The following is a 17,832-nucleotide window of genomic DNA, read 5'->3' as shown; positions in this document are numbered from 1 at the left end:
GCCATCGGTGAAGATCAGTCTTTCACCGATATATTTATTTTCCGTACCAGCCGTTCGGATTCCGGCCGATCGAGGTCGATCGACAAAAGGCCGTTCTTCAGCTCCGCCGCGATCACGCGCATGCCGTCGGCCAGCACGAAACAGCGCTGGAACTGGCGCGCGGCTATGCCGCGATGAAGGAATTCGCGCTCGGTGTCGTCGGTCTGACGGCCGCGCACGACCAGCTGGTTTTCCTCCGTTGTCACATCGAGATCGCTTTCGGCGAAACCGGCGACGGCGAGCGTTATGCGCAGCCTTTCGGCCTTGCCGTCGGCACCGCTGAGGCGCTCGATGTTGTAGGGAGGGTAGCTGTCACCGGACTTCGCCAGACGCTCCAAGGTCTTTTCCATGGCGTCGAAACCAAGGAGAAGCGGGCTGGAGAAAGGCGTCATTCGGCTCATGTTACACTGTCCTCTCAAGAGCGACATAAACTGGAAAAACCCGGATGGCATTTTTCCCGATGGCCTTGATATGGTCCGCCCCGCGACCAAGTTCAAGCCATCACAAGACCCGCCCAAAAAGACCAAGCCTTGGACTCACAGGAATAATCGACATGGCGCTTGAAACGACGCGCGGATGCAAAGAGAAGCGCTGCGGTCGTCCTTCAGGCGTGCGATCGATCCGGTGAGCTCACGGCCCCCCAAACAAGGAATTGAAATGCCCCAACCCTGCAAGATCATCATCGACACCGATCCCGGCCAGGACGATGCCGTCGCCATTCTCTTGGCGCTCGGCAGCAGCGAACTGGAGATTGTCGGCATCACCGCCGTTGCCGGCAACGTGCCGCTGAAGCTTACCGAGAAAAATGCCCGCAAGATCTGCGAACTGGCCGGCCGCCCGGAGGTCAAGGTCTATGCCGGCGCCATCCGTCCCCTGGCGCGCACACTGGTCACCGCCGAGGAAGTGCATGGCAAGACCGGCCTCAACGGGCCACAACTGCCCGAGCCGACGATGAAATTGCAGGAGCAGTATGCCGTCGATTTCATCGTCGAGACGCTGATGAAGGAAGAGAGCGGCACCATCACGCTCTGCCCGCTCGGGCCGTTGACCAACATCGCGCTGGCGCTGATCCGCGAACCGCGGATCGCGCCGCGCATCAAGGAAATCGTGCTGATGGGCGGCGGCTTCTTCGAGGGCGGCAACGTCACGCCCGCGGCCGAATTCAACATCTATGTCGATCCGCAGGCCGCCGATCTGGTGTTCAAGTCCGGCATCCCGATCGTGATGATGCCGCTCGACGTCACCCATAAGGCGCTGACCACCACCAAGCGCACGCAGGCTTTCCGCGCGCTCGGCACCAAGGTCGGCATCGCGACCGCCGAGATGCTGGAATTCTTCGAGCGCTATGACGAGGGCAAATACGGCACCGACGGCGGCCCGCTGCACGACCCGTGTGTCATCGCCTATCTTTTGAAGCCGGAGCTGTTCAAGGGCCGCAACTGTAACGTCAGCGTGGAGACCGCCTCGGAACTGACCATGGGCATGACGGTGATCGACTGGTGGGGCGTCACCAAGCGGGAAAAGAACGCCATGGTGATGCGCGACATAGACCATGACGGCTTCTTCGCGCTGCTGGTCGAGCGGCTGGGGCGGCTTTAAAAAAGCTCCCTTCTCCCCGTTCACGGGGAGAAGGTCCCGGCAGGGGGGTCAGGGGCGGCGCAGACGTTGATATTTTACCCGCAGCCTCGGCGCTGCCCTCACCCGATCAGTACGCGACCACCATACCGGGGCGAGCCGCCTGTCTCGCCCGTCCCCCGTGATCGGGGCGAGGGAAGGGAGTTTCTACTTCGACCTCGAAAAAGCCAGCCACAGGCCGCCGCCGACCAGAAAACTGCCGCTGATCCTAGACATGAGCTTGATGCGGCTGGCCGACAGCAGGCGCCCGGCGCGGCCGGCGGCGAGTGCGTAGGTCGAATCCGACATGGCGGCGAAGATCATGGCGGTCAGGCCCATGACGATGATCTGCAGCGAGTAGTTGCCTTGCGGCGCGATGAACTGCGGAAAGAAGGCGCCGAAGAACACCAGCGTCTTGGGATTGCTCAGCGCCACCAGCAGGCCTTGCAGGAAGAAGCCGCCGCGCGGCTTTCTCGCCGTTCCGTCGGCGTTCAGCGTGCCCTTGGAGCGGAACATCTGCACGCCCATCCAGATCAGGTAGGCGGCGCCGATCAGCCTGACCCATTCGAACCAGTGGCCCATGCCCGCGATCAGCGTGTTGAGGCCGATGCCGACAATGGCGATCATGATGGCAAGCCCGGCCTGCGTGCCGGCGACGTTGGCCAGACCGGCGCGGGTTCCATGGCGGATGCTGTTGGCGATGATCAGCGTGACCGTCGGTCCCGGCACCAGGATGATGACGATGCAGGCGAGAACATAGGCGGCGTAGAGTTCCAGCGACATGGATTTTTCCCTCGGAGTGCCGCCGACGCGGCGCGACTGGGACAATCAATGCATGGCCGCAGCCTCCACGCAAGACGTCCGAGAAGCACCTCGCCGTCGTATGCGCGTCAGGCGCCGGCAGGCCAAGGCAGTGTCGCCTCATAGGCGGCCGCCGCCCTCAGCACAGCGAGATCGCCACGCGGCCGGCCTATCAGCTGCATGCCCATTGGCCGACCCTTGTCGTCGAAGCCGACCGGCACGTTGACCGCCGGGCAGCCGCCAAGCGTGGCGAAGGCTGAAACCTGCATCCAGCGGTGATAGCTGTCCATCGGCCGTCCCGCGACCTCACAGGGCCAGTGCATGCCGACGTCGAAGGGGAAGACCTGCGCGGTGGGCAGGGCGATGAGGTCGAATCGGTCGAAGATCGACAGCAGCATCCGATGCCAGGAGGTGCGCACGACCGAGGCCGCGCGGATCTGCGGCGCCGTCAGCCGCATGGCGTTCTCGATTTCCCATATGGCTTCCGGCTTCAGCAAGCCTCGTCTGGATGGATCGTCATAGTGGACCTTGAGGGCGCAACCGCTGCTGGCCTGGCGCAGCGTCACGAAGGCCTGCCAGAGCGCCTCGAAGTCGAAATCCGGCAGCAAGGGCTCCGCTGGGAAGGATGCATCCGCGAACCGGCCGAGAGCCGCCTCGCACAGATCGAGAATGCCCGCTTCGATCGGCAGATGGCGGCCGAGGTCGCCGAACCAGGCGACGCGGCCGCCGGTCGAGGGCGGTGCAAGCCCTTCGAGGAACGAACCCGGTTTCTCATAAGACAGGGGCGCTTGCGGATGGTAGCCCGCCTGCACGTCGAGCAGTAGCGCCATGTCGGCGACGTTGCGGCCCATCGGACCCTCGACACCCATCTGCGCATGGAAGACCTCAAGATCGGGTCCGGCGGGAACAAGCCCTTGCGACGGCCGGAAACCGTAGACATTGTTCCAGCCTGCCGGATTGCGCAGCGAGCCGCCGAAGTCGCTGCCATCGGCGACGGGCACCATGTCGAGCGCCAGCGCCACCGCCGCGCCGCCGCTCGAGCCGCCGGCGGTGAGCGCGGGATCGAAGGCGTTCAGCGTCGGCCCGAAGACATTGTTGTAGGTGTTGGAGCCGAGCCCGAATTCGGGGACATTGGTCTTGCCGATGATGATGGCGCCGGCGTTGCGGATGCGCTCGACGAAGAAATCGTCTTCCTGCGGCACGAAATCGGCGAAGATCGGCGAGCCGAAGGAGGTTCTGAGGCCAGTCGTCGAGGCGAGGTCCTTGATGGCGATCGGCAGGCCGAAGAGTGTCCCGGTTTCGCTCGCCTGCCTGGCATCGGCTGCATCGGCCTCGCGCAGGATATCGCCGCGATCGCGCAACGAGACGATGGCGTTGACCTGCGGGTTAACCGCTTCGATGCGGTCGAGGAAGGCCGTCACCACCTCGCGTACGGACAGTTTCTTGCGACGGATGGCGCCGGCAAGCTCGATAGCGGACAGGCGGCAGATATCGCCGGCCGGCGGCACAGCGTATTTCGTCTCAGGGCGCATCATTTCAGCTGCCGTCCTGCAAGGCTTGATCGACATCCCTGGCCAGCGGGATCGACGGCTGGGCGCCGGGCTTGAGACATGCGAGCGAGCCCGCCGCACCGGCTCGCGCCAGCGCCTTGTCGAGCGCAAGGCCGGACGACAGGCCGGCAGCGAAGTAGCCGCAGAAGGTGTCGCCGGCGGCGACTGTGTCGACAGGCGTGATCTTCATGGCCGCAACGGTGAGGAAATCGCTCGGCGTCGCCGCCATGACGCCATCGCCGCCGAGGGTGACGACGATGGTGCGGCCGGTTTTCGCGGCAAAGTCGCGCATGCGTGCCGCACGGTCGCGGCCGTTCAGCGCCAGCGCCTCGCCATAGAGGTCGAACTCGGTCTCGTTGGCGACGGCATAATCGGCCTTGCCGAGGAAAGCCGCCGCGTCGCCCTGGAAAGGAGCGGTGTTGAGCACGGTGATGGCGCCGGCGGCCCGTGCCTGTTCGAGTGCCGCATCGACGGTCGCCAGCGGGATCTCGTGCTGGAGCAGCACGACATCGCCCTTTTTCAGGAAGGCCTTGGAGAGGTCGCCGGGCACCACGGAAGCATTGGCGCCGGGAACCACGGCGATGATGTTCTCGCCATCGGCACCGACCATGATCAGTGCCGTTCCGGTCGAGGCAAAGGTTTCGCCCACGCCCGACAGGTCGACCATGGCCTCGCGCAGCAATGCCAGCGCCTCGCCGGCGAAACTGTCCTTGCCGACGGCGCCGACCATGCGCACCGGGACACCGGCGCGCGCGGCGGCAAGCGCCTGGTTGGCGCCCTTGCCGCCGGGCGTCGTGGCGAAACCGGAACCGCTCACCGTTTCGCCGGGGCTCGGCAAGCGGTCGACTTTGGCGATAAGGTCGAGATTGATCGAGCCGATGACGACTATCAAGAAAGTGCCTCCCTGCCAGCGCTGGCCGGAAATCAGGATCGACTTTCGGAAAGCACGATGTGGATCGAGATCCACAATGTGGATCGAGATGGCGAGGTGCGTGGTGCATCCGTATCTATGCGCCGTCACCCCGGTGCGGGGGAAGCTAGCGCGTCATGCGATGAGTTGCCAGACCATGTGGATGTCAAAAAGCGATTTGTCGCCTCACTCGCAGCGCACGGTGACGGTGCCCTGATAGCTGCCGGCGGGAAAGATGCCGCTCGACTTGGTGGCGGTGAGATCGACCTGCAGGGCGTGGGTGCCGTTGGTGACCCTTTGCGGCACGCTTCCGTTGATGTCGACCCCCGAGCCATCGAGCCGGAAGACAGAGGCGAAAGTGACGTTGGTGCCGCCGCCGCTCGGCGCGGACGAGAATGCGGCAGGCGCCGGCGCCGAAACCGAATAGCAGTCGAGCAAGTTGAGGATGGAGCACAATAGGGAGCTCGCCACCACGGTGGCGCTGGCGCTCGATCCGCCTGCCTGTTTGGAGCCCAGTATGCTGATGGCCGGATTTGCGGTCATCGTCCCCGATGCCCCGACCATGATTGTGCAGGTGCCGATGATCACAGCTTGCGCGGGAAGGCAGAAGCCGGCAAGGGCTGCCATCGTAAGCAGCGCGCGACTATTTCTTTTTCTTTTTCTTGCCATCGCTGTTTCCGGTCCTGATGGTCCAGCCTTCGTTGGCCCATCCAGGTGACGCGGCCGCGGTGGCGGGAGCGCTGGTGGCCACGCTTCCCGTCGGGCCGTCGCCGCCGAGGCCCATTTTGAGCAGTTTCAGCTCCAGCTGCAGGCGCTGGACTTCCAGTTCGTAGAGGCGGCTGCAATCGAGGCGTTTCGGTGTGCGCCCGATCGGGATCACCACCCGGCCATAGGTCGCGACGCCATTGTCCGTCTGGTTGTTGCCTCTGATCACGCCGAGATCGACATAGGCACCGGAACCGGAAACGGCGGAACGGCAAGTGGTGCCGTCCGCGGCATGGACCTCGTCCTGGCCCTGGGGCAAGGTGACGCCGGGCAAATTGAAGCCGTTCTCGTTCTGGTTGAGATTGTAGATCTGGTCCTGGGCCTGGGTTGGAGCGGTGCTTGCCACAGCAGCCGCGAGTGCCAGCGTCAGGACTTGCGGTGCCCAAAAAACTTTCCGCATATCTGCGCCCTTATCTGCGTCTGCTGGTTGGGGAAGGGGATGCTTTCGGTACAGATACGCACTTTACGCTCGGCAGCGCCGCCGAAGGGCACGACCACAAGGACCGGACGGGAAGCCTGGGCACCGAGCTGGAAGGCAGCCGGTGATATCCTGGCGTCCACCGGCTGAAAATCCTGATCGTAGACGTGGATTTCGATCTTGATCTTCTGGTCGTATGGATTGGCCGGGAAGACGCGGACCGCGAAGACGTCGGTGAAACTGTTGACCTCGCCGCGCATCGGCGACATCGACTGGGCCGCCGCGGCAGCGGGGATCAGGCCGACGGCCAGCGCCGCCAGGGTTCCAAAAAATCTCAAGGATGCCTCCTTCCCGGGCGCTACTCGCAGCGCAGCGTTACCGTTGCCTGATAGTTGCCGTTGGCGAAGCGGTTGCTGCCGCCCTTCGTGCCGGCGAGATGGACCGAAACGAGGTCGGCGCCGGGTGTGCTGATGGCGGTCGCGGAACCGGTCTCGACGATGGAGTGCGCACCGGCGGAAGAGTAGGTTGGTGTCCAGGTGGTCGATGTCGTGTCGGCCGACGGCACCGTGGTGGCGGTAACCGGATCGACGCTCACCGACACGCCGCCTGTCGTCGTCAGCGTGACGGTTCCGGCAGAGCCGCCGCTGTTGTGGGAACTGAGTGTCTGGAGGTCGGGACTGACCGTCATCGTGCCGTTGGTGGCAATGACAAGCGTGCAGGTCGGGGTGATCGTGCCATTGAAAATGACATTTTGCGTCGCAGCCAATGCAGGCTGGCCCAGACACGCGACCAGCAAGGTTGCACCGAAGGCGGTGCGAAACAACTTCATCGAGACCTCCTATTAAGTCGGATCGCCCGAATTAACAGGAGTCATGATCGCTTTATCGTGGTTAATTTAGCGTAAACTAAAATAATTCGCGGAAATAACATCTTATAAAAACCGAAGGTTGTCCCCGGTTGTATCGTTAATTTCCGATAGAGCCCAAGTAATACTTTCCGCTTTCCAAGATCTGTAAATTTCTTCGCCGAAAACTGGAAAAACGATATTTATGATGACACTTGACCTGCCTCCCAGCCAAGGATGGCGCGCTTGCGGGTCAGGCCCCAGTGGTAGCCGGTGAGGTCGCCGGACTTGCCGATGGCGCGATGGCAAGGCACCACGAAGGAGAGCGGGTTGGCGCCATTGGCGGCGCCGACCGCGCGGCTGGCGCTTGGCGCGCCGATGCTGGCGGCGATCGAGGAATAGGTGCGGGCCTTGCCCATCGGGATCTGCAGCAGCGCCTCCCAGACGCGAACCTGGAAGTCGGTGCCGATCATGACGACATGCAGCGGCTGGTCGGGACGCCACAGCGTCGGGTCGAAGATGCGCGCGGCGTAAGGACCGGTCGCGGCCAGGTCCTCGACATAGATGGCGTTCGGCCAGCGGCTGGACATGTCGGCGAAGGCGGCGCGCTCCTCGCCGGGGTCGCTGAAGGCGAGGCCGGCAAGCCCGCGGTCGGTGGCCATGATCAGGGCGGTGCCGAAGGGCGAGGGATGGTAGCCGTAGCGGATGGTGAGGCCGGCGCCGCGCGTCTTGTAGTCGCCCGGCGACATTGCCTCATGGGTGACGAACAGGTCATGCAGCCGGCCGGGGCCGGACATGCCCAGTTCGAAGGAGGTTTCGAGCAGCGGCATGCCGGAATCGAGCAACCGGCGGGCGTGGTCGAGCGTCACCGCCTGCAGGAAGGCTTTGGGCGACAGGCCGGCCCAGCGGGTGAAGAGTTTTTGCAGGCCGGTTGGCGTCTCGCCGACTTCCTCGGCAAGCTCCTCGAGCGAAGGCTGGTCGCGATAGTCGAGGCTGATCTTCTCGATGGCGCGGCGCACGATCTCGTAGTCGCTGCCTTGCGGCGTGATGTCCTTTTTGAGGACGGCTGTCTGTGTGCTCATCGAACTGTCTCCTTGGCCAGGAATATCGCCCCTTGGGGCGGCGATCGCCACCCGAAACTTGCCTTCTTGCCGCGCATACCCAGATAGACTCGGGGTTTCGAGAGCCTGTTCCATCCCGATGGGTCGGGATGGGGCTCTCTCTTTGTGTTCGAGCATGATCTTTTCCGAAAACCGGTATCCACTTTTCGGGATCATGCTCCTGCCAGGAGTCGCTCATGGCTGGCGAGAAAGTGCATCTGACCGGGGCTAAGGAAACCTTGCTGATGACGCTATACGGCAAGGCGCTGGAGAGCCGGTTGCCCCATTCGCTGCTTGGGGATCATTTCGCCGACGAGGCGGTGCGCAAGATCGACTATGACTTCTCCAGGCTCAAGGTCGACGAGAATCTCGGCATCGGCCTGGCGATCCGGGCCAAGACATTGGACGTTCGTGTAGAGGATTTTCTGGCCAGAAATCCCGGCGCCATCGTGCTGCATCTGGGCTGCGGGCTCGATACGCGCATCTTCCGTGTCGATCCGCCGCCAGGCGTGGACTGGTTCGATGTCGACTATCCCCAGGTCATCGAACTCAGGCGAAAACTTTACCCGTCACGCGACCGTTATCATCTCATCGCTTCGTCGGTGACCGAGCCCGGCTGGCTGGCCGAAGTGCCCCACAACCGCCCGGCCATCGTGGTGGCGGAAGGGCTGACGCCCTATCTTCCCGCCGATGAGGGGCTGCGCCTGGTTTCGCGGCTTGTCTCGCATCTTGCCGGCGGCGAGCTGATGTTCGACGCCTACAGCCGTTTCGGCCTGACGCTGCTTCGTCTCAATCCCACCATCAAGGCGACTGGCGCCGAGGTTCACTGGGCGATCGATGATCCGCACGAGCTGGAGCTGGCGGTTCCGAAACTGCGGTTCGTCGAGGATATTTCCGCCTACATGCCCGAACACGCCGCCCGCATGGGCTGGCCCGCCAAACTCTTCGTTCGCCTTTGGAAACACATTCCGGCGCTGCGCAAGGTCGGCAGGCTTCTGCGCTATCGGTTCTAGAGCAATTCCAGGAAAAGTGTGAACGGTTTTCCCGGGAAAAAGCGCGTAGCGCTTTCCCTAGGGAATTGCGTCAAAACAAAGAGCCGTTTAGCGCGCCTTGGCGGTCGCCAGCGCGCGCGAAAAGGCTGTCGCAAAGCTCTCGCGGGACTCGGGGTCGAGAAAGCCGCCGATCGGCACGTTCTGGCCTTGGCCTTCAACCGTCATTTTGGTGATGCCGATCTCGGCGTGACGGGCGACCGAAAACCGGGCCCAGAACGGGTTGAAGCGGTGGGCTTCCGATTTTCCCGAAGGGGCCGTCTTGCGGATGTCGAGGGTGGTACGCGAGACCGATACCTCCTCGCGGGCGCGGGCGGCGCGGTAGTTGACGCGGAAGGCGATGTAGAGGGCGACCACGTCGAGACCGAAGAAGCCGAATACCGGCCAGGCGCCGCGCGGCAGGAAGAACGCGCCGGTCGCCAGCCAGCCGAACGACAAAGCGGCCATCAGGACCAGGAAGCCTGTCCTGCCCAGCGACCGGTGCGGGGTCAGCAATGCGTGAAAGAAGGGCTCGTCGGCCTGGAACGAGGCGTTTGTGTCGCTCATGACAGGATATTATAGGAGGGAAATGGCGAGCCCCAAGTCCAAAGATTCTTCCACGCCCGAAAACGAATTGCCGCCAGGACGGCGCGATGGTTCCAATGCCAAGCCGCGCCCACGGCCGGTGCGGCGGACGTCGCGCTACGGTCCGGCCGAAGTGCATGAGATCTTCCGCCGGTTTTCCGTCCAGCGGCCGGAGCCGAAGGGTGAGCTCGAACATGTCAACGCGTTTACGCTCTTGGTGGCGGTGGTGCTTTCGGCGCAGGCGACCGATGCCGGCGTCAACAAAGCGACAAGGGCCTTGTTCAAAGCCGCCGACACGCCGCGGAAGATGCTGGCGCTGGGCGAGGCCAAGGTCGGCGACTATATCAGGACCATCGGTCTGTGGCGCAACAAGGCCAAGAACGTTATCGCGCTGTCGGAAGCGCTGATCCGCGACCATGGCGGGGAAGTGCCCGACAACCGCGACGAGCTGGTCAAGCTGCCAGGCGTCGGGCGCAAGACCGCCAATGTCGTGCTCAACATGGCCTTCGGCCAGCATACGATGGCGGTCGACACGCATATTTTCCGGATTGGCAACCGGCTTGGCCTGGCGCCCGGCAAGACGCCCGAACAGGTCGAGCAAGGGCTGCTGAAAATCATCCCGGACGAATATATGCGCCATGCGCATCACTGGCTGATCCTGCATGGGCGCTATGTCTGCAAGGCGCGCAAGCCGGATTGCCCGGCCTGCGTCATCGCCGATATCTGCAAGGCTGAGGAGAAGACGACCAGCATTCCGGCGCCCCTGGTGCCGATCGCTCCGCTCGATCCGGTGGACGAGGTTCAGAGCCAAGGCTGACTGGCCCGGGCTTCAACTCTCCTCCACGAACACCTCTTCGCGCTTCTTCTTGACCGAGGGCAGGAAGACGATGACGAGCACGGCCAGCGCCACCAGCAGCAGGCCGGCGCTGATCGGCCGCGTCAGGAAGGTTGAGGCGTCGCCGCGCGACAGGATCATGGCGCGGCGCAGGTTTTCCTCGAGCAGCGGGCCGAGCACGAAGCCGAGCAGCAGGGGTGCCGGTTCGCAGCGCAGCTTGGTGAGGACATAGCCGAGCAGGCCGAAGAAGGCGACGGCATAGAGATCGAAAGCATTGGTGTTGACGCTGTAAACGCCGATCGAGCAGAACGCCATGATGATCGGGAAGAGCACGTAATAGGGGATCGTCAGCAGCTTCACCCAAAGGCCGATCAGCGGCAGGTTGAGGATGATCAGCATCAGATTGCCGATCCACATCGATGCGATGATGCCCCAGAACAGCGCCGGCTGCTCGGTGGCGACATTGGGGCCGGGCACGATGCCCTGGATGATCATGGCGCCGATCATCAGCGCCATGACAGGATTGGCCGGAATGCCCAGCGTCAGCATCGGGATGAAGGAGGTCTGGGCGCCGGCATTGTTGGCCGATTCCGGTCCGGCGACGCCGGCGATGGCGCCCTTGCCGAATTCCTGCGGTGTTTTCGACACGCGTTTCTCGACCGAATAGGAGGCAAAGGCCGCAAGCACCGCACCACCGCCGGGCAGAATGCCGAGCGCCGAACCGATGATGGTTCCGCGCACGATGGGTGCTGCCATACGCTTGAAGTCGTCGCGGGTCGGCATCAGGCCGGAGACCTTGCTGATCAGCACCGAGCGCTCATGCTCGTTTTCAAGGTTGCGCAGGATCTCGGCGACGCCGAAGACGCCGACCGCCACCGCGACGAAATTCAGCCCGTCGGCATATTCGCGGATGCCAAGGGTGAAGCGCGGCGCGCCGGTGTAGATGTCGGTGCCGACGATGCCAAGCAGCAGGCCGAGCACGACCATCGCCAGCGCCTTGACGATCGAGCCATGGGCGAGCGCGATGGACGAGACGAGGCCGACGATCATCAACGAAAAATACTCCGCCGCGCCGAACTGCAGGGCTATCGCCGTCAACGGCGGGGCAAAGACGGCGACGAGGAAGGTCGACACCGTGCCGGCGAAGAACGAGCCGATCGCGGCGATCGCCAATGCCGCCCCGGCGCGGCCCTGGCGGGCCATCTGATAGCCGTCGATGGCGGTGACGGCCGACGAGGATTCACCGGGCATGTTGATGAGAATGGCGGTGGTCGAGCCGCCATACTGGGCGCCGTAGTAGATGCCGGCAAGCATGATGAGGGAAGAAACCGGGTCGCCGATCTGGAAGGTGATCGGCAACAGCATGGCGATGGTTGCGGTGGCGCCGATGCCGGGCAGGACGCCGATCAGCGTGCCGAGCAGGACGCCGATCAGGCAGAAGCCGAGATTGGCCGGCGTCGAGGCGGTCGAAAAGCCGAGCGCGAGATTGTTGAGCAAGTCCATGTCAGCGTCTCACAATGCCAGCCATGAGGGCAGCCAGGGGCCGAAGCGCTGGAACGGCAGGCCGAGCGCGTAGCTGAAGACGAGGACCGAGAACAGCGTCAGGCCAGCCGACAACACGAGCGCGGTGAGCGGCTTCATGCGGCCGCTGGCGAAGGCGGCGATCAGCGCCGTCAGGAAGATCGACGGCACGAAGCCGAGGCCGCGCACCGTCAGGCCGAAGAAGATCGGCGCCGGCAGGATGAACAACATGCCGCGCCACGCCACTGGGCCGATCGGCTCGCCCTCGACGCGTATCGCCTGGACGAGGATGATGGCGCCTAGCAGGATCAGCACGATCGCCAGGACCAGCGGGAAATAGCCCGGCCCCATGCGCAACGCCGTGCCGATTTCGAGGCTGAGCGACTGCAGCGCGAAGAACGCACCGAAAAAGATGAACAGCGCGGCGCACAGGCCGTTGGTCCTGTCGATTGCGAAAGGTTTCATGACGGTCCTCCCAGGCGCTGGGGCCTGCCGTTGCAAATGGGAAATCGGATCGAAGCGAACGGGGCGCCGCGGGCGCCCCGTTTCAAGCCATCAGTCGGCGTACTGGCCGGCGGCTTCGATGATCGGCTTCCAGCGCGCGATCTCGCTTTCCAGCTTGGCCTTCAGCGCCGCCGGCGTCGCGTCGGCCTCCGATGACGGCCTGGTGCCGAGTTCGGCGAAGCGGGCGATGACGTTCGGGTCCTTCAGGGCAACCTGGAGCGATTTCGACAGGCGGTCGGTGATCTCGGCCGGCGTGCCCTTCGGCGCATAGAGGCCGTGCCAGATGCCGACCTGCACCGCGGGGAGGCCGGCTTCGATCGTCGTCGGCACATCCTTCAGCACGTCGAGGCGCTCCGGCGAGGTGACGGCATAGGCCTTGATCGTGCCGCCCTGGATCTGCTTGGTGGTGTTGGTCGTCTGGTCGCACATAATGTCGACCTGGCCGCCGAGAAGATCGGTCATGGCCGGGCCGGTGCCCTTGTAGGGCACGGTGACCAGCGGCGTGCCGATGGCGCTCATGAACAGCATGCCGCACAGATGCGAGGCCGCACCGATGCCGGCATTGGCGACGGTGATGCTGTCCTTGTTGGCGTTGGCGTAGTCGACAAGCCCTTTCAGATCGGTCGGCGGAAGATCCTTGCGGCCGATGATGGTCATCGGCACTTCGGTCACCAGGCCGACATATTCAAAGGCGTTCAGCGTGTCGTAGGCCAGCTTTCTGTAGAGCGTCGCACTCGTCGCCATGCCGATGTGATGGAGGAGCAGCGTGTAGCCATCGGGATCGGCATTGGCGACGCGGCCCGCGCCGAGCGTGCCGCCGGCGCCGCCGACATTCTCGACGATGACCTGCTGGCCGAGATCCTTCGACATGGCTTCCGCGAGGAGCCGGGTGACGGTGTCGGTCGGACCGCCTGCCGCAAACGGCACGACAACGGTGATGGTGCGTTCGGGATAGGATTGTGCGTTGGCGGCGAACGAATAAAGCGTGACGGCCGCGGCGGCGGCCAGAGCGGCAACAAATTTTCGCATCGTAATTCTCCTCCGGGATATGAATAAACCGCTGCGCGGAACTCCTCTCAATGCCGGCCGCGGATGAAACAACAACCAGCGCAGGCCAATAGATTGCAATCGGACTCAAATGGCAAACTGGGATATCCGCGGCAGCCGGCACGCAACGAATAGATGTTCGAACCACAAGGCGGGATCCGAAACGGTCGATAGTCGACCGGCTTCGGCAAATGCCGATTGCAGACCCTACTCGCTCACGTTCTATTCCAGATCTATTGGTAGCCGTAACCGCGCGCCATCGCCGCCGCGAAGACCGGGATCAGCAGGAAGACGAAGGCCTCGGCGCGGATATAGGTCTTCACCGAGGCCAGTTCGCCCGCCGGCACGGCGAAGGCGGGATTGGCGCTGGCCTGCCGGTTCCAGGAAATGAAGCGCACGGTCGGGATGATCGACAGCAGGCCGACAATGCCGAATGCCGCCATCTTGGCCCAGAACATCCAGTTGTAGACGTAGAACTCCCAACCCTTGAGGCCCCAGAAGACACGGCCGATGCCGACGATGATGATGAGTGAGGCGATGATGCCATAGTGGCGGTCGATGCCGGCGAGTCGCTTGAGGGTTACGGCGGGCAGGTCGCCGCGGATCAGCACGAATTCGGCGCCGATGATCCCTGCCAGGGAAAACACCAGCAGATGATGGATAATGGCAAGCACAAGGTCGGTCGTGTCCATGTTTCTTCCCTTGGGTTGAGCACGCGTCTGAAAAGGTCGCGCCGCAGATGTGCTGAATCAGCCTGCCGGGAAATTAACACCGTCGGGCAGAATTCCCATAGAAGCTGAATCCCTGGTCTTAGGCGGCGTTGACGCTCGGTCCAGGCACGTTAGGTTCGCAGGCATGACCGGTCTGGAACGCCCCCTGTATCCGATGGCCTGGCGCGGCTGAAGATCTGCTTCGGGCTGCTATTCTGGATGATGGCGAGTCGTCCGCTGGCCCTTGCACCGCAGGGGCAATTTGCTAAGCGCGGACAAGATCAGCGAGGCAAATCCCATGAACAACCGCAAAGTGACCGTCGCTCCCGTCATCGAGACGCAGCGAACCATTCTGCGGGCGCACCGGCTGGAGGATTTCGACGCCTATGCAACAATGTGGGCCGACCCGGCCGTTACCCGCTTCATCGGCGGCAAGCCGCGCACGCGCGAGGAAAGCTGGATGCGCTTCCTGCGTCATGCCGGCCTGTGGTCGCTGCTCGGCTACGGCTTCTGGGCGATCGAGGAGAAGGCGACGGGCCGCTTCGTCGGCGAGGCCGGGTTTCACGACCTGAAGCGCGACATGGAGCCGTCGATCGAAGGCATTCCCGAGGCCGGATGGGCGCTGGCGCCGGAAGTGCACGGGGCAGGCCTCGCCACAGAGGTCGTCGGCCGTGTCCTGGCCTGGGGCGAAGAAACCTTCGGACGGGTGAAAACCGTCTGCATCATCGATCCGGAGAATACCGCCTCGTTGAATGTCGCTGACAAGGTCGGCTATCGCGAGGTGTTGCGGACCACCTATCATGACGCGCCGACCGTGCTGCTGGAGCGGCTGTCCTGAACGGCATTGGAGCTCCGGTAGACTAGCCCGCCTTGCGGCGCAGCTTCCGCGCCAGATCGGCCCATGGATCGACGCTTTCGACGGCCGGCGTGACGCCTCGGCCTAGCAGCACCGTCGAGGCATCGAACGGCGTCGGTCTGGCGATCCCATAGCCCTGGGCATAGTCGACGCCGATGGTCTTCAGCGCGGCGGCGATACCGTCGCTCTCGACGAACTCGGCGATGGTGCGCTTGCCCATGACCTTGCCGATGTGGTGGATCATCTCGACCATGGCGCGGTCGATGCGGTCGTCCAGCATGTCCTTGACGAAGCTGCCGTCGATCTTGAGGTAGTCGACCGGCAGGTGCTTCAGATACGCGAAAGACGACATGCCGGAGCCGAAATCGTCGAGCGCGAAGCGGCAGCCCAGGCCGCGCAGATCGGCAATGAAGCGCATGGCGTTGGTGAGATTGGCGATAGCGCTGGTTTCGGTGATCTCCAGGCAGATCATGGCAGGCGAAATGCCATGGATGAGGAATTGCTCGCGCAGGAAGCCGAGAAAGCTTTCGTCGCCGAAAGTCGCGCCGGAAAGATTGATGGCGCATGTTGCGATGGGCGGCGTGCGCGGATCGGCCTGCCGGGCGGCCAGGATGCGGAAGGTGTTGCGCACCACCCAGCGGTCGATCGACGGCATCAGGCCGTAGCGCTCGGCCGCGGGAATGAAACTCTGCGGGGTGACGAAGCTGCCATCTTCGTCGGTCAGCCGCAACAGGATCTCTATATGCGCTCCAGCCTCGACGACGTCGTCGTTGAGCGGCCAGATTTCCTGAGCATGAAGCCGGAAACGGTCTTGCTCCAGCGCGGCGTGCAGGCGCTGCACCCAGGCCATCTCGCCAAAACGCTCGCGCAAGTCGACGTCGCCATCGCTGTGGATCTGGACGCGGTTGCGGCCCTTTTCCTTGGCCATGTAGCAGGCGACGTCGGCGGCCCGTAGCGTTTCCTCGATCGTCACCTGCGCATTGGCGATCTCCACCATGCCGACACTGACGCTGGTGTTGAACGGCCTGCCATCCCAGACGAAATGCAGGTTCTGCACCGCCGCGCGCAGCCGTTCGGCGATGTCGCACGCTTCGTTGGCTCCACAATCGACGAGCAGCACGCCGAACTCATCGCCGCCCAACCGTGCCAGCACGTCGCCCGGCCGCAAATCGCAGGTCAGCAGCGCCGAGATCTGGCGCAGCAACTGGTCGCCCGCCGCATGGCCGCACGTATCGTTGACCAGCTTGAACTGATCGAGATCGAGATACATCAAGGCGTGTTGCCGGGGCTGGCCCTGCAATTCGACGATGGTCCTTTCCAGCCGACTTTCGAAATCGCGCCGGTTGGCGAGCCCGGTCAACGCATCATGCGAAGCCTGCCACGAAAGCCGCTCGATATAATCCTCTTCGCGCGTCATGTCGTGGAAGGCGAGCACGGCACCGACGACCTCACCGGAAACGAGCAGCGGTGCGCCGGTCAATGCGACGGGAACAACAGAGCCGTCCGGCCGCTGCAGCAATTGTGGACGGGCGCTGGACCGGCGCGCTTCGCCGGCCAGGAGACGCTCGACCAACTGCGTTTCTTCAACGCCGGTGTCCTTGTCGACGAGGCGAAAGAACGCTGCGATGGGTTTGCCCCTGGCAGTGCCGAGCGGGCATGCCAGCAGCTTCTCGGCAACCGCATTCATGTAGTCGACCCGCCCGTCGCGGCCGGTGCAGACGACGGCCTGGCCGATCGAAGCCAGCGTGATCTGGGCGCGCTCGCGCTCGGCATTGAGCGCCAACTGGAAGGCCTGGCGCTGCGCCAGGAGCTTGCGCGTGCGCCACACGGCAAGCAGGATCAACGATGCGGCCGTGACGAGATTGGCGAAGGTAAGCAGCATCCGGATGAAGCGCGATCCTTCGCCGAGACTGTCCGAGAAAGCCTTGGACAACGGGGTGACCTGATGATCGAGCCGATGGATTTCCGCTTTCCAGGCGCCGATCTCGGCTGCCGACGCCGGCCCCTTGCCCAGCGTCGCATGCATCGTATCGCCGAGCCGCTGGATGGCGAGGATCATCGTGTCGGCCGCTGCCCAGTCCCGAATGGCGGTGTCGAGATAGCTGAAGTTCCGGAAATTCTGGAAAAGCCAGATCATCCCGGCGACGTCGTCCGGGTGGTTTCTGCCTTGCAGGAAGCCTGCCCGCGCGGCCTCTGTATCGGGCTCGGGCTGCTCCAGCGCCAGGCGGGCCGAACGGTCGGCCAGCGGAACGGCGATCGCTTCGCGATACTCGCCGAAGAACTCCTCTTTGCCGGTGTCCGCATAGAGGCTGAGGAAATAGATGGCGTGCTTTTGCCCCTTGGACCACTGGCTTTCGCCGCCGACATAGGCGCGAACCGCCGAAAGGGTGTGTAGGCTGAGGCTGGCGACCAGCGCCTGGATGAGGACGACGGCGATGAACGGCCAAACGAGCCCGAGAAGACGGGGGCTGGCGTCCATCGATGACGGCTTAGAATCCACGGACGTGCCATGATCCTGTCAGCGCGTCTGTCCGACTGTTTCACCCGTCGGTTGAGACGATTTTCTTCTCTCATGTCGCTCAAATGGCGACAACAACCGGGTATCACGCGGGACTTAACAGCAAATAAATAGTTCCGTCCTCTATGAAGCCTTTTCTTGATTTGGGTAGCCGAATATTACGCCACGTCAAGTGACTGCTTCGAAT

The 17,832-nt window shown here is 63.5% G+C and carries 19 protein-coding genes; 4 read left to right on the top strand and 15 right to left on the bottom strand.

Going from position 1 to position 17,832, the window contains the following annotated elements:
• Positions 1-14: 14 nt before the first annotated feature.
• Complete coding sequence (locus ACLGL5_RS35170; protein WP_013893014.1) at positions 15-440, bottom strand: Hsp20 family protein; 426 nt, start codon at positions 438-440, stop codon at positions 15-17.
• Positions 441-696: 256 nt separating this feature from the next.
• On the opposite strand from ACLGL5_RS35170, the gene ACLGL5_RS35165 reads away from it, so the two are divergent.
• Positions 697-1,638 (top strand): nucleoside hydrolase, encoded by a 942-nt coding sequence (locus ACLGL5_RS35165; RefSeq protein ID WP_069093140.1) that lies wholly within the window; start codon positions 697-699, stop codon positions 1,636-1,638.
• Positions 1,639-1,821: 183 nt separating this feature from the next.
• On the opposite strand, the gene ACLGL5_RS35160 is transcribed toward ACLGL5_RS35165, so the two are convergent.
• The 8 genes from ACLGL5_RS35160 to ACLGL5_RS35125 all read right to left on the bottom strand — a co-directional run bounded on the left by ACLGL5_RS35160 (position 1,822) and on the right by ACLGL5_RS35125 (position 8,023).
• Entirely contained in the window at positions 1,822-2,436 is a 615-nt protein-coding gene (locus ACLGL5_RS35160; protein WP_019861191.1) for a LysE family translocator, read from the bottom strand.
• A gap of 107 nt (positions 2,437-2,543) precedes the next feature.
• Positions 2,544-3,989: an amidase gene (locus tag ACLGL5_RS35155; protein ID WP_069093139.1), complete on the bottom strand. Its 1,446-nt coding sequence runs from the start codon at positions 3,987-3,989 to the stop codon at positions 2,544-2,546.
• Between the two features lies 1 nt (position 3,990).
• On the bottom strand, positions 3,991-4,896 hold the full coding sequence (locus ACLGL5_RS35150) for a ribokinase (RefSeq protein ID WP_069093533.1): 906 nt from the start codon (positions 4,894-4,896) through the stop codon (positions 3,991-3,993).
• Between the two features lie 204 nt (positions 4,897-5,100).
• The gene (locus ACLGL5_RS35145; protein WP_019861188.1) at positions 5,101-5,583 is read right to left on the bottom strand and encodes a hypothetical protein; all 483 of its coding nucleotides are present in this window, start codon (positions 5,581-5,583) and stop codon (positions 5,101-5,103) included.
• The gene (locus ACLGL5_RS35140; protein ID WP_069093138.1) at positions 5,558-6,079 is read right to left on the bottom strand and encodes a hypothetical protein; all 522 of its coding nucleotides are present in this window, start codon (positions 6,077-6,079) and stop codon (positions 5,558-5,560) included. The genes ACLGL5_RS35145 and ACLGL5_RS35140 overlap by 26 nt, the downstream gene beginning before the upstream one ends.
• Positions 6,046-6,366, bottom strand: a complete 321-nt coding sequence (locus ACLGL5_RS35135) for a hypothetical protein (protein WP_244748423.1) — start codon at positions 6,364-6,366, stop codon at positions 6,046-6,048. Before ACLGL5_RS35135 ends, ACLGL5_RS35140 begins: the two co-directional genes overlap by 34 nt.
• 89 nt (positions 6,367-6,455) lie before the next feature.
• Positions 6,456-6,926 (bottom strand): hypothetical protein, encoded by a 471-nt coding sequence (locus tag ACLGL5_RS35130; RefSeq protein ID WP_038649659.1) that lies wholly within the window; start codon positions 6,924-6,926, stop codon positions 6,456-6,458.
• 218 nt (positions 6,927-7,144) lie between these two features.
• Positions 7,145-8,023, bottom strand: coding sequence for a methylated-DNA--[protein]-cysteine S-methyltransferase (locus ACLGL5_RS35125; protein ID WP_038649656.1), 879 nt, complete (start codon positions 8,021-8,023; stop codon positions 7,145-7,147).
• Positions 8,024-8,238: 215 nt separating this feature from the next.
• On the opposite strand from ACLGL5_RS35125, the gene ACLGL5_RS35120 reads away from it, so the two are divergent.
• Positions 8,239-9,054: a class I SAM-dependent methyltransferase gene (locus tag ACLGL5_RS35120; protein WP_069093136.1), complete on the top strand. Its 816-nt coding sequence runs from the start codon at positions 8,239-8,241 to the stop codon at positions 9,052-9,054.
• An 87-nt stretch (positions 9,055-9,141) separates the two neighbouring features.
• On the opposite strand, the gene ACLGL5_RS35115 is transcribed toward ACLGL5_RS35120, so the two are convergent.
• Positions 9,142-9,636, bottom strand: a complete 495-nt coding sequence (locus ACLGL5_RS35115; protein WP_069093135.1) for a DUF2244 domain-containing protein — start codon at positions 9,634-9,636, stop codon at positions 9,142-9,144.
• A gap of 22 nt (positions 9,637-9,658) precedes the next feature.
• Here ACLGL5_RS35115 and nth point away from each other — a divergent pair, with 22 nt between their 5' ends.
• Positions 9,659-10,471 carry an endonuclease III gene (gene nth / locus ACLGL5_RS35110; protein WP_069093134.1) on the top strand — a complete coding sequence of 271 codons (813 nt, stop codon included), beginning with the start codon at positions 9,659-9,661 and terminating at the stop codon, positions 10,469-10,471.
• 12 nt (positions 10,472-10,483) lie between these two features.
• Here nth and ACLGL5_RS35105 read toward each other — a convergent pair whose 3' ends face one another.
• The 4 genes from ACLGL5_RS35105 to ACLGL5_RS35090 all read right to left on the bottom strand — a co-directional run bounded on the left by ACLGL5_RS35105 (position 10,484) and on the right by ACLGL5_RS35090 (position 14,253).
• Positions 10,484-11,992 carry a tripartite tricarboxylate transporter permease gene (locus tag ACLGL5_RS35105; RefSeq protein WP_038649644.1) on the bottom strand — a complete coding sequence of 503 codons (1,509 nt, stop codon included), beginning with the start codon at positions 11,990-11,992 and terminating at the stop codon, positions 10,484-10,486.
• Positions 11,993-12,001: 9 nt separating this feature from the next.
• A complete protein-coding gene (locus ACLGL5_RS35100; RefSeq protein WP_019861180.1) occupies positions 12,002-12,475 on the bottom strand; it encodes a tripartite tricarboxylate transporter TctB family protein in 474 nt (157 codons plus the stop codon).
• Between the two features lie 90 nt (positions 12,476-12,565).
• Positions 12,566-13,543 carry a tripartite tricarboxylate transporter substrate-binding protein gene (locus ACLGL5_RS35095; protein ID WP_069093133.1) on the bottom strand — a complete coding sequence of 326 codons (978 nt, stop codon included), beginning with the start codon at positions 13,541-13,543 and terminating at the stop codon, positions 12,566-12,568.
• Positions 13,544-13,794: 251 nt separating this feature from the next.
• Positions 13,795-14,253 carry a DUF2214 family protein gene (locus ACLGL5_RS35090; RefSeq protein WP_038649635.1) on the bottom strand — a complete coding sequence of 153 codons (459 nt, stop codon included), beginning with the start codon at positions 14,251-14,253 and terminating at the stop codon, positions 13,795-13,797.
• Positions 14,254-14,569: 316 nt separating this feature from the next.
• Here ACLGL5_RS35090 and ACLGL5_RS35085 point away from each other — a divergent pair, with 316 nt between their 5' ends.
• Positions 14,570-15,109 carry a GNAT family N-acetyltransferase gene (locus ACLGL5_RS35085; protein WP_019861178.1) on the top strand — a complete coding sequence of 180 codons (540 nt, stop codon included), beginning with the start codon at positions 14,570-14,572 and terminating at the stop codon, positions 15,107-15,109.
• A gap of 22 nt (positions 15,110-15,131) precedes the next feature.
• Here the strand turns inward: ACLGL5_RS35085 and ACLGL5_RS35080 are convergent, their stop codons facing one another.
• Positions 15,132-17,606 carry an EAL domain-containing protein gene (locus tag ACLGL5_RS35080; protein WP_069093132.1) on the bottom strand — a complete coding sequence of 825 codons (2,475 nt, stop codon included), beginning with the start codon at positions 17,604-17,606 and terminating at the stop codon, positions 15,132-15,134.
• Between the last annotated feature and the right edge of the window lie 226 nt (positions 17,607-17,832).

The organism is Mesorhizobium sp. U510, assembly GCF_059180695.1.
The sequence above is the reverse complement of the archived record's forward strand: the minus strand, read 5'-3'. Positions and strand labels throughout refer to the sequence as shown.

Coding starts and splice junctions, on each gene's coding strand:
- ACLGL5_RS35170 (WP_013893014.1), bottom strand. CDS start 440: ATGAGCCGAATGACGCCTTTCTCCAGCCCGCTTCTCCTTGGTTTCGAC.
- ACLGL5_RS35165 (WP_069093140.1), top strand. CDS start 697: ATGCCCCAACCCTGCAAGATCATCATCGACACCGATCCCGGCCAGGAC.
- ACLGL5_RS35160 (WP_019861191.1), bottom strand. CDS start 2,436: ATGTCGCTGGAACTCTACGCCGCCTATGTTCTCGCCTGCATCGTCATC.
- ACLGL5_RS35155 (WP_069093139.1), bottom strand. CDS start 3,989: ATGATGCGCCCTGAGACGAAATACGCTGTGCCGCCGGCCGGCGATATC.
- ACLGL5_RS35145 (WP_019861188.1), bottom strand. CDS start 5,583: ATGGCAAGAAAAAGAAAAAGAAATAGTCGCGCGCTGCTTACGATGGCA.
- ACLGL5_RS35140 (WP_069093138.1), bottom strand. CDS start 6,079: ATGCGGAAAGTTTTTTGGGCACCGCAAGTCCTGACGCTGGCACTCGCG.
- ACLGL5_RS35135 (WP_244748423.1), bottom strand. CDS start 6,366: ATGTCGCCGATGCGCGGCGAGGTCAACAGTTTCACCGACGTCTTCGCG.
- ACLGL5_RS35130 (WP_038649659.1), bottom strand. CDS start 6,926: ATGAAGTTGTTTCGCACCGCCTTCGGTGCAACCTTGCTGGTCGCGTGT.
- ACLGL5_RS35125 (WP_038649656.1), bottom strand. CDS start 8,023: ATGAGCACACAGACAGCCGTCCTCAAAAAGGACATCACGCCGCAAGGC.
- ACLGL5_RS35120 (WP_069093136.1), top strand. CDS start 8,239: ATGGCTGGCGAGAAAGTGCATCTGACCGGGGCTAAGGAAACCTTGCTG.
- ACLGL5_RS35115 (WP_069093135.1), bottom strand. CDS start 9,636: ATGAGCGACACAAACGCCTCGTTCCAGGCCGACGAGCCCTTCTTTCAC.
- nth (WP_069093134.1), top strand. CDS start 9,659: ATGGCGAGCCCCAAGTCCAAAGATTCTTCCACGCCCGAAAACGAATTG.
- ACLGL5_RS35105 (WP_038649644.1), bottom strand. CDS start 11,992: ATGGACTTGCTCAACAATCTCGCGCTCGGCTTTTCGACCGCCTCGACG.
- ACLGL5_RS35100 (WP_019861180.1), bottom strand. CDS start 12,475: ATGAAACCTTTCGCAATCGACAGGACCAACGGCCTGTGCGCCGCGCTG.
- ACLGL5_RS35095 (WP_069093133.1), bottom strand. CDS start 13,543: ATGCGAAAATTTGTTGCCGCTCTGGCCGCCGCCGCGGCCGTCACGCTT.
- ACLGL5_RS35090 (WP_038649635.1), bottom strand. CDS start 14,253: ATGGACACGACCGACCTTGTGCTTGCCATTATCCATCATCTGCTGGTG.
- ACLGL5_RS35085 (WP_019861178.1), top strand. CDS start 14,570: ATGAACAACCGCAAAGTGACCGTCGCTCCCGTCATCGAGACGCAGCGA.
- ACLGL5_RS35080 (WP_069093132.1), bottom strand. CDS start 17,606: ATGGACGCCAGCCCCCGTCTTCTCGGGCTCGTTTGGCCGTTCATCGCC.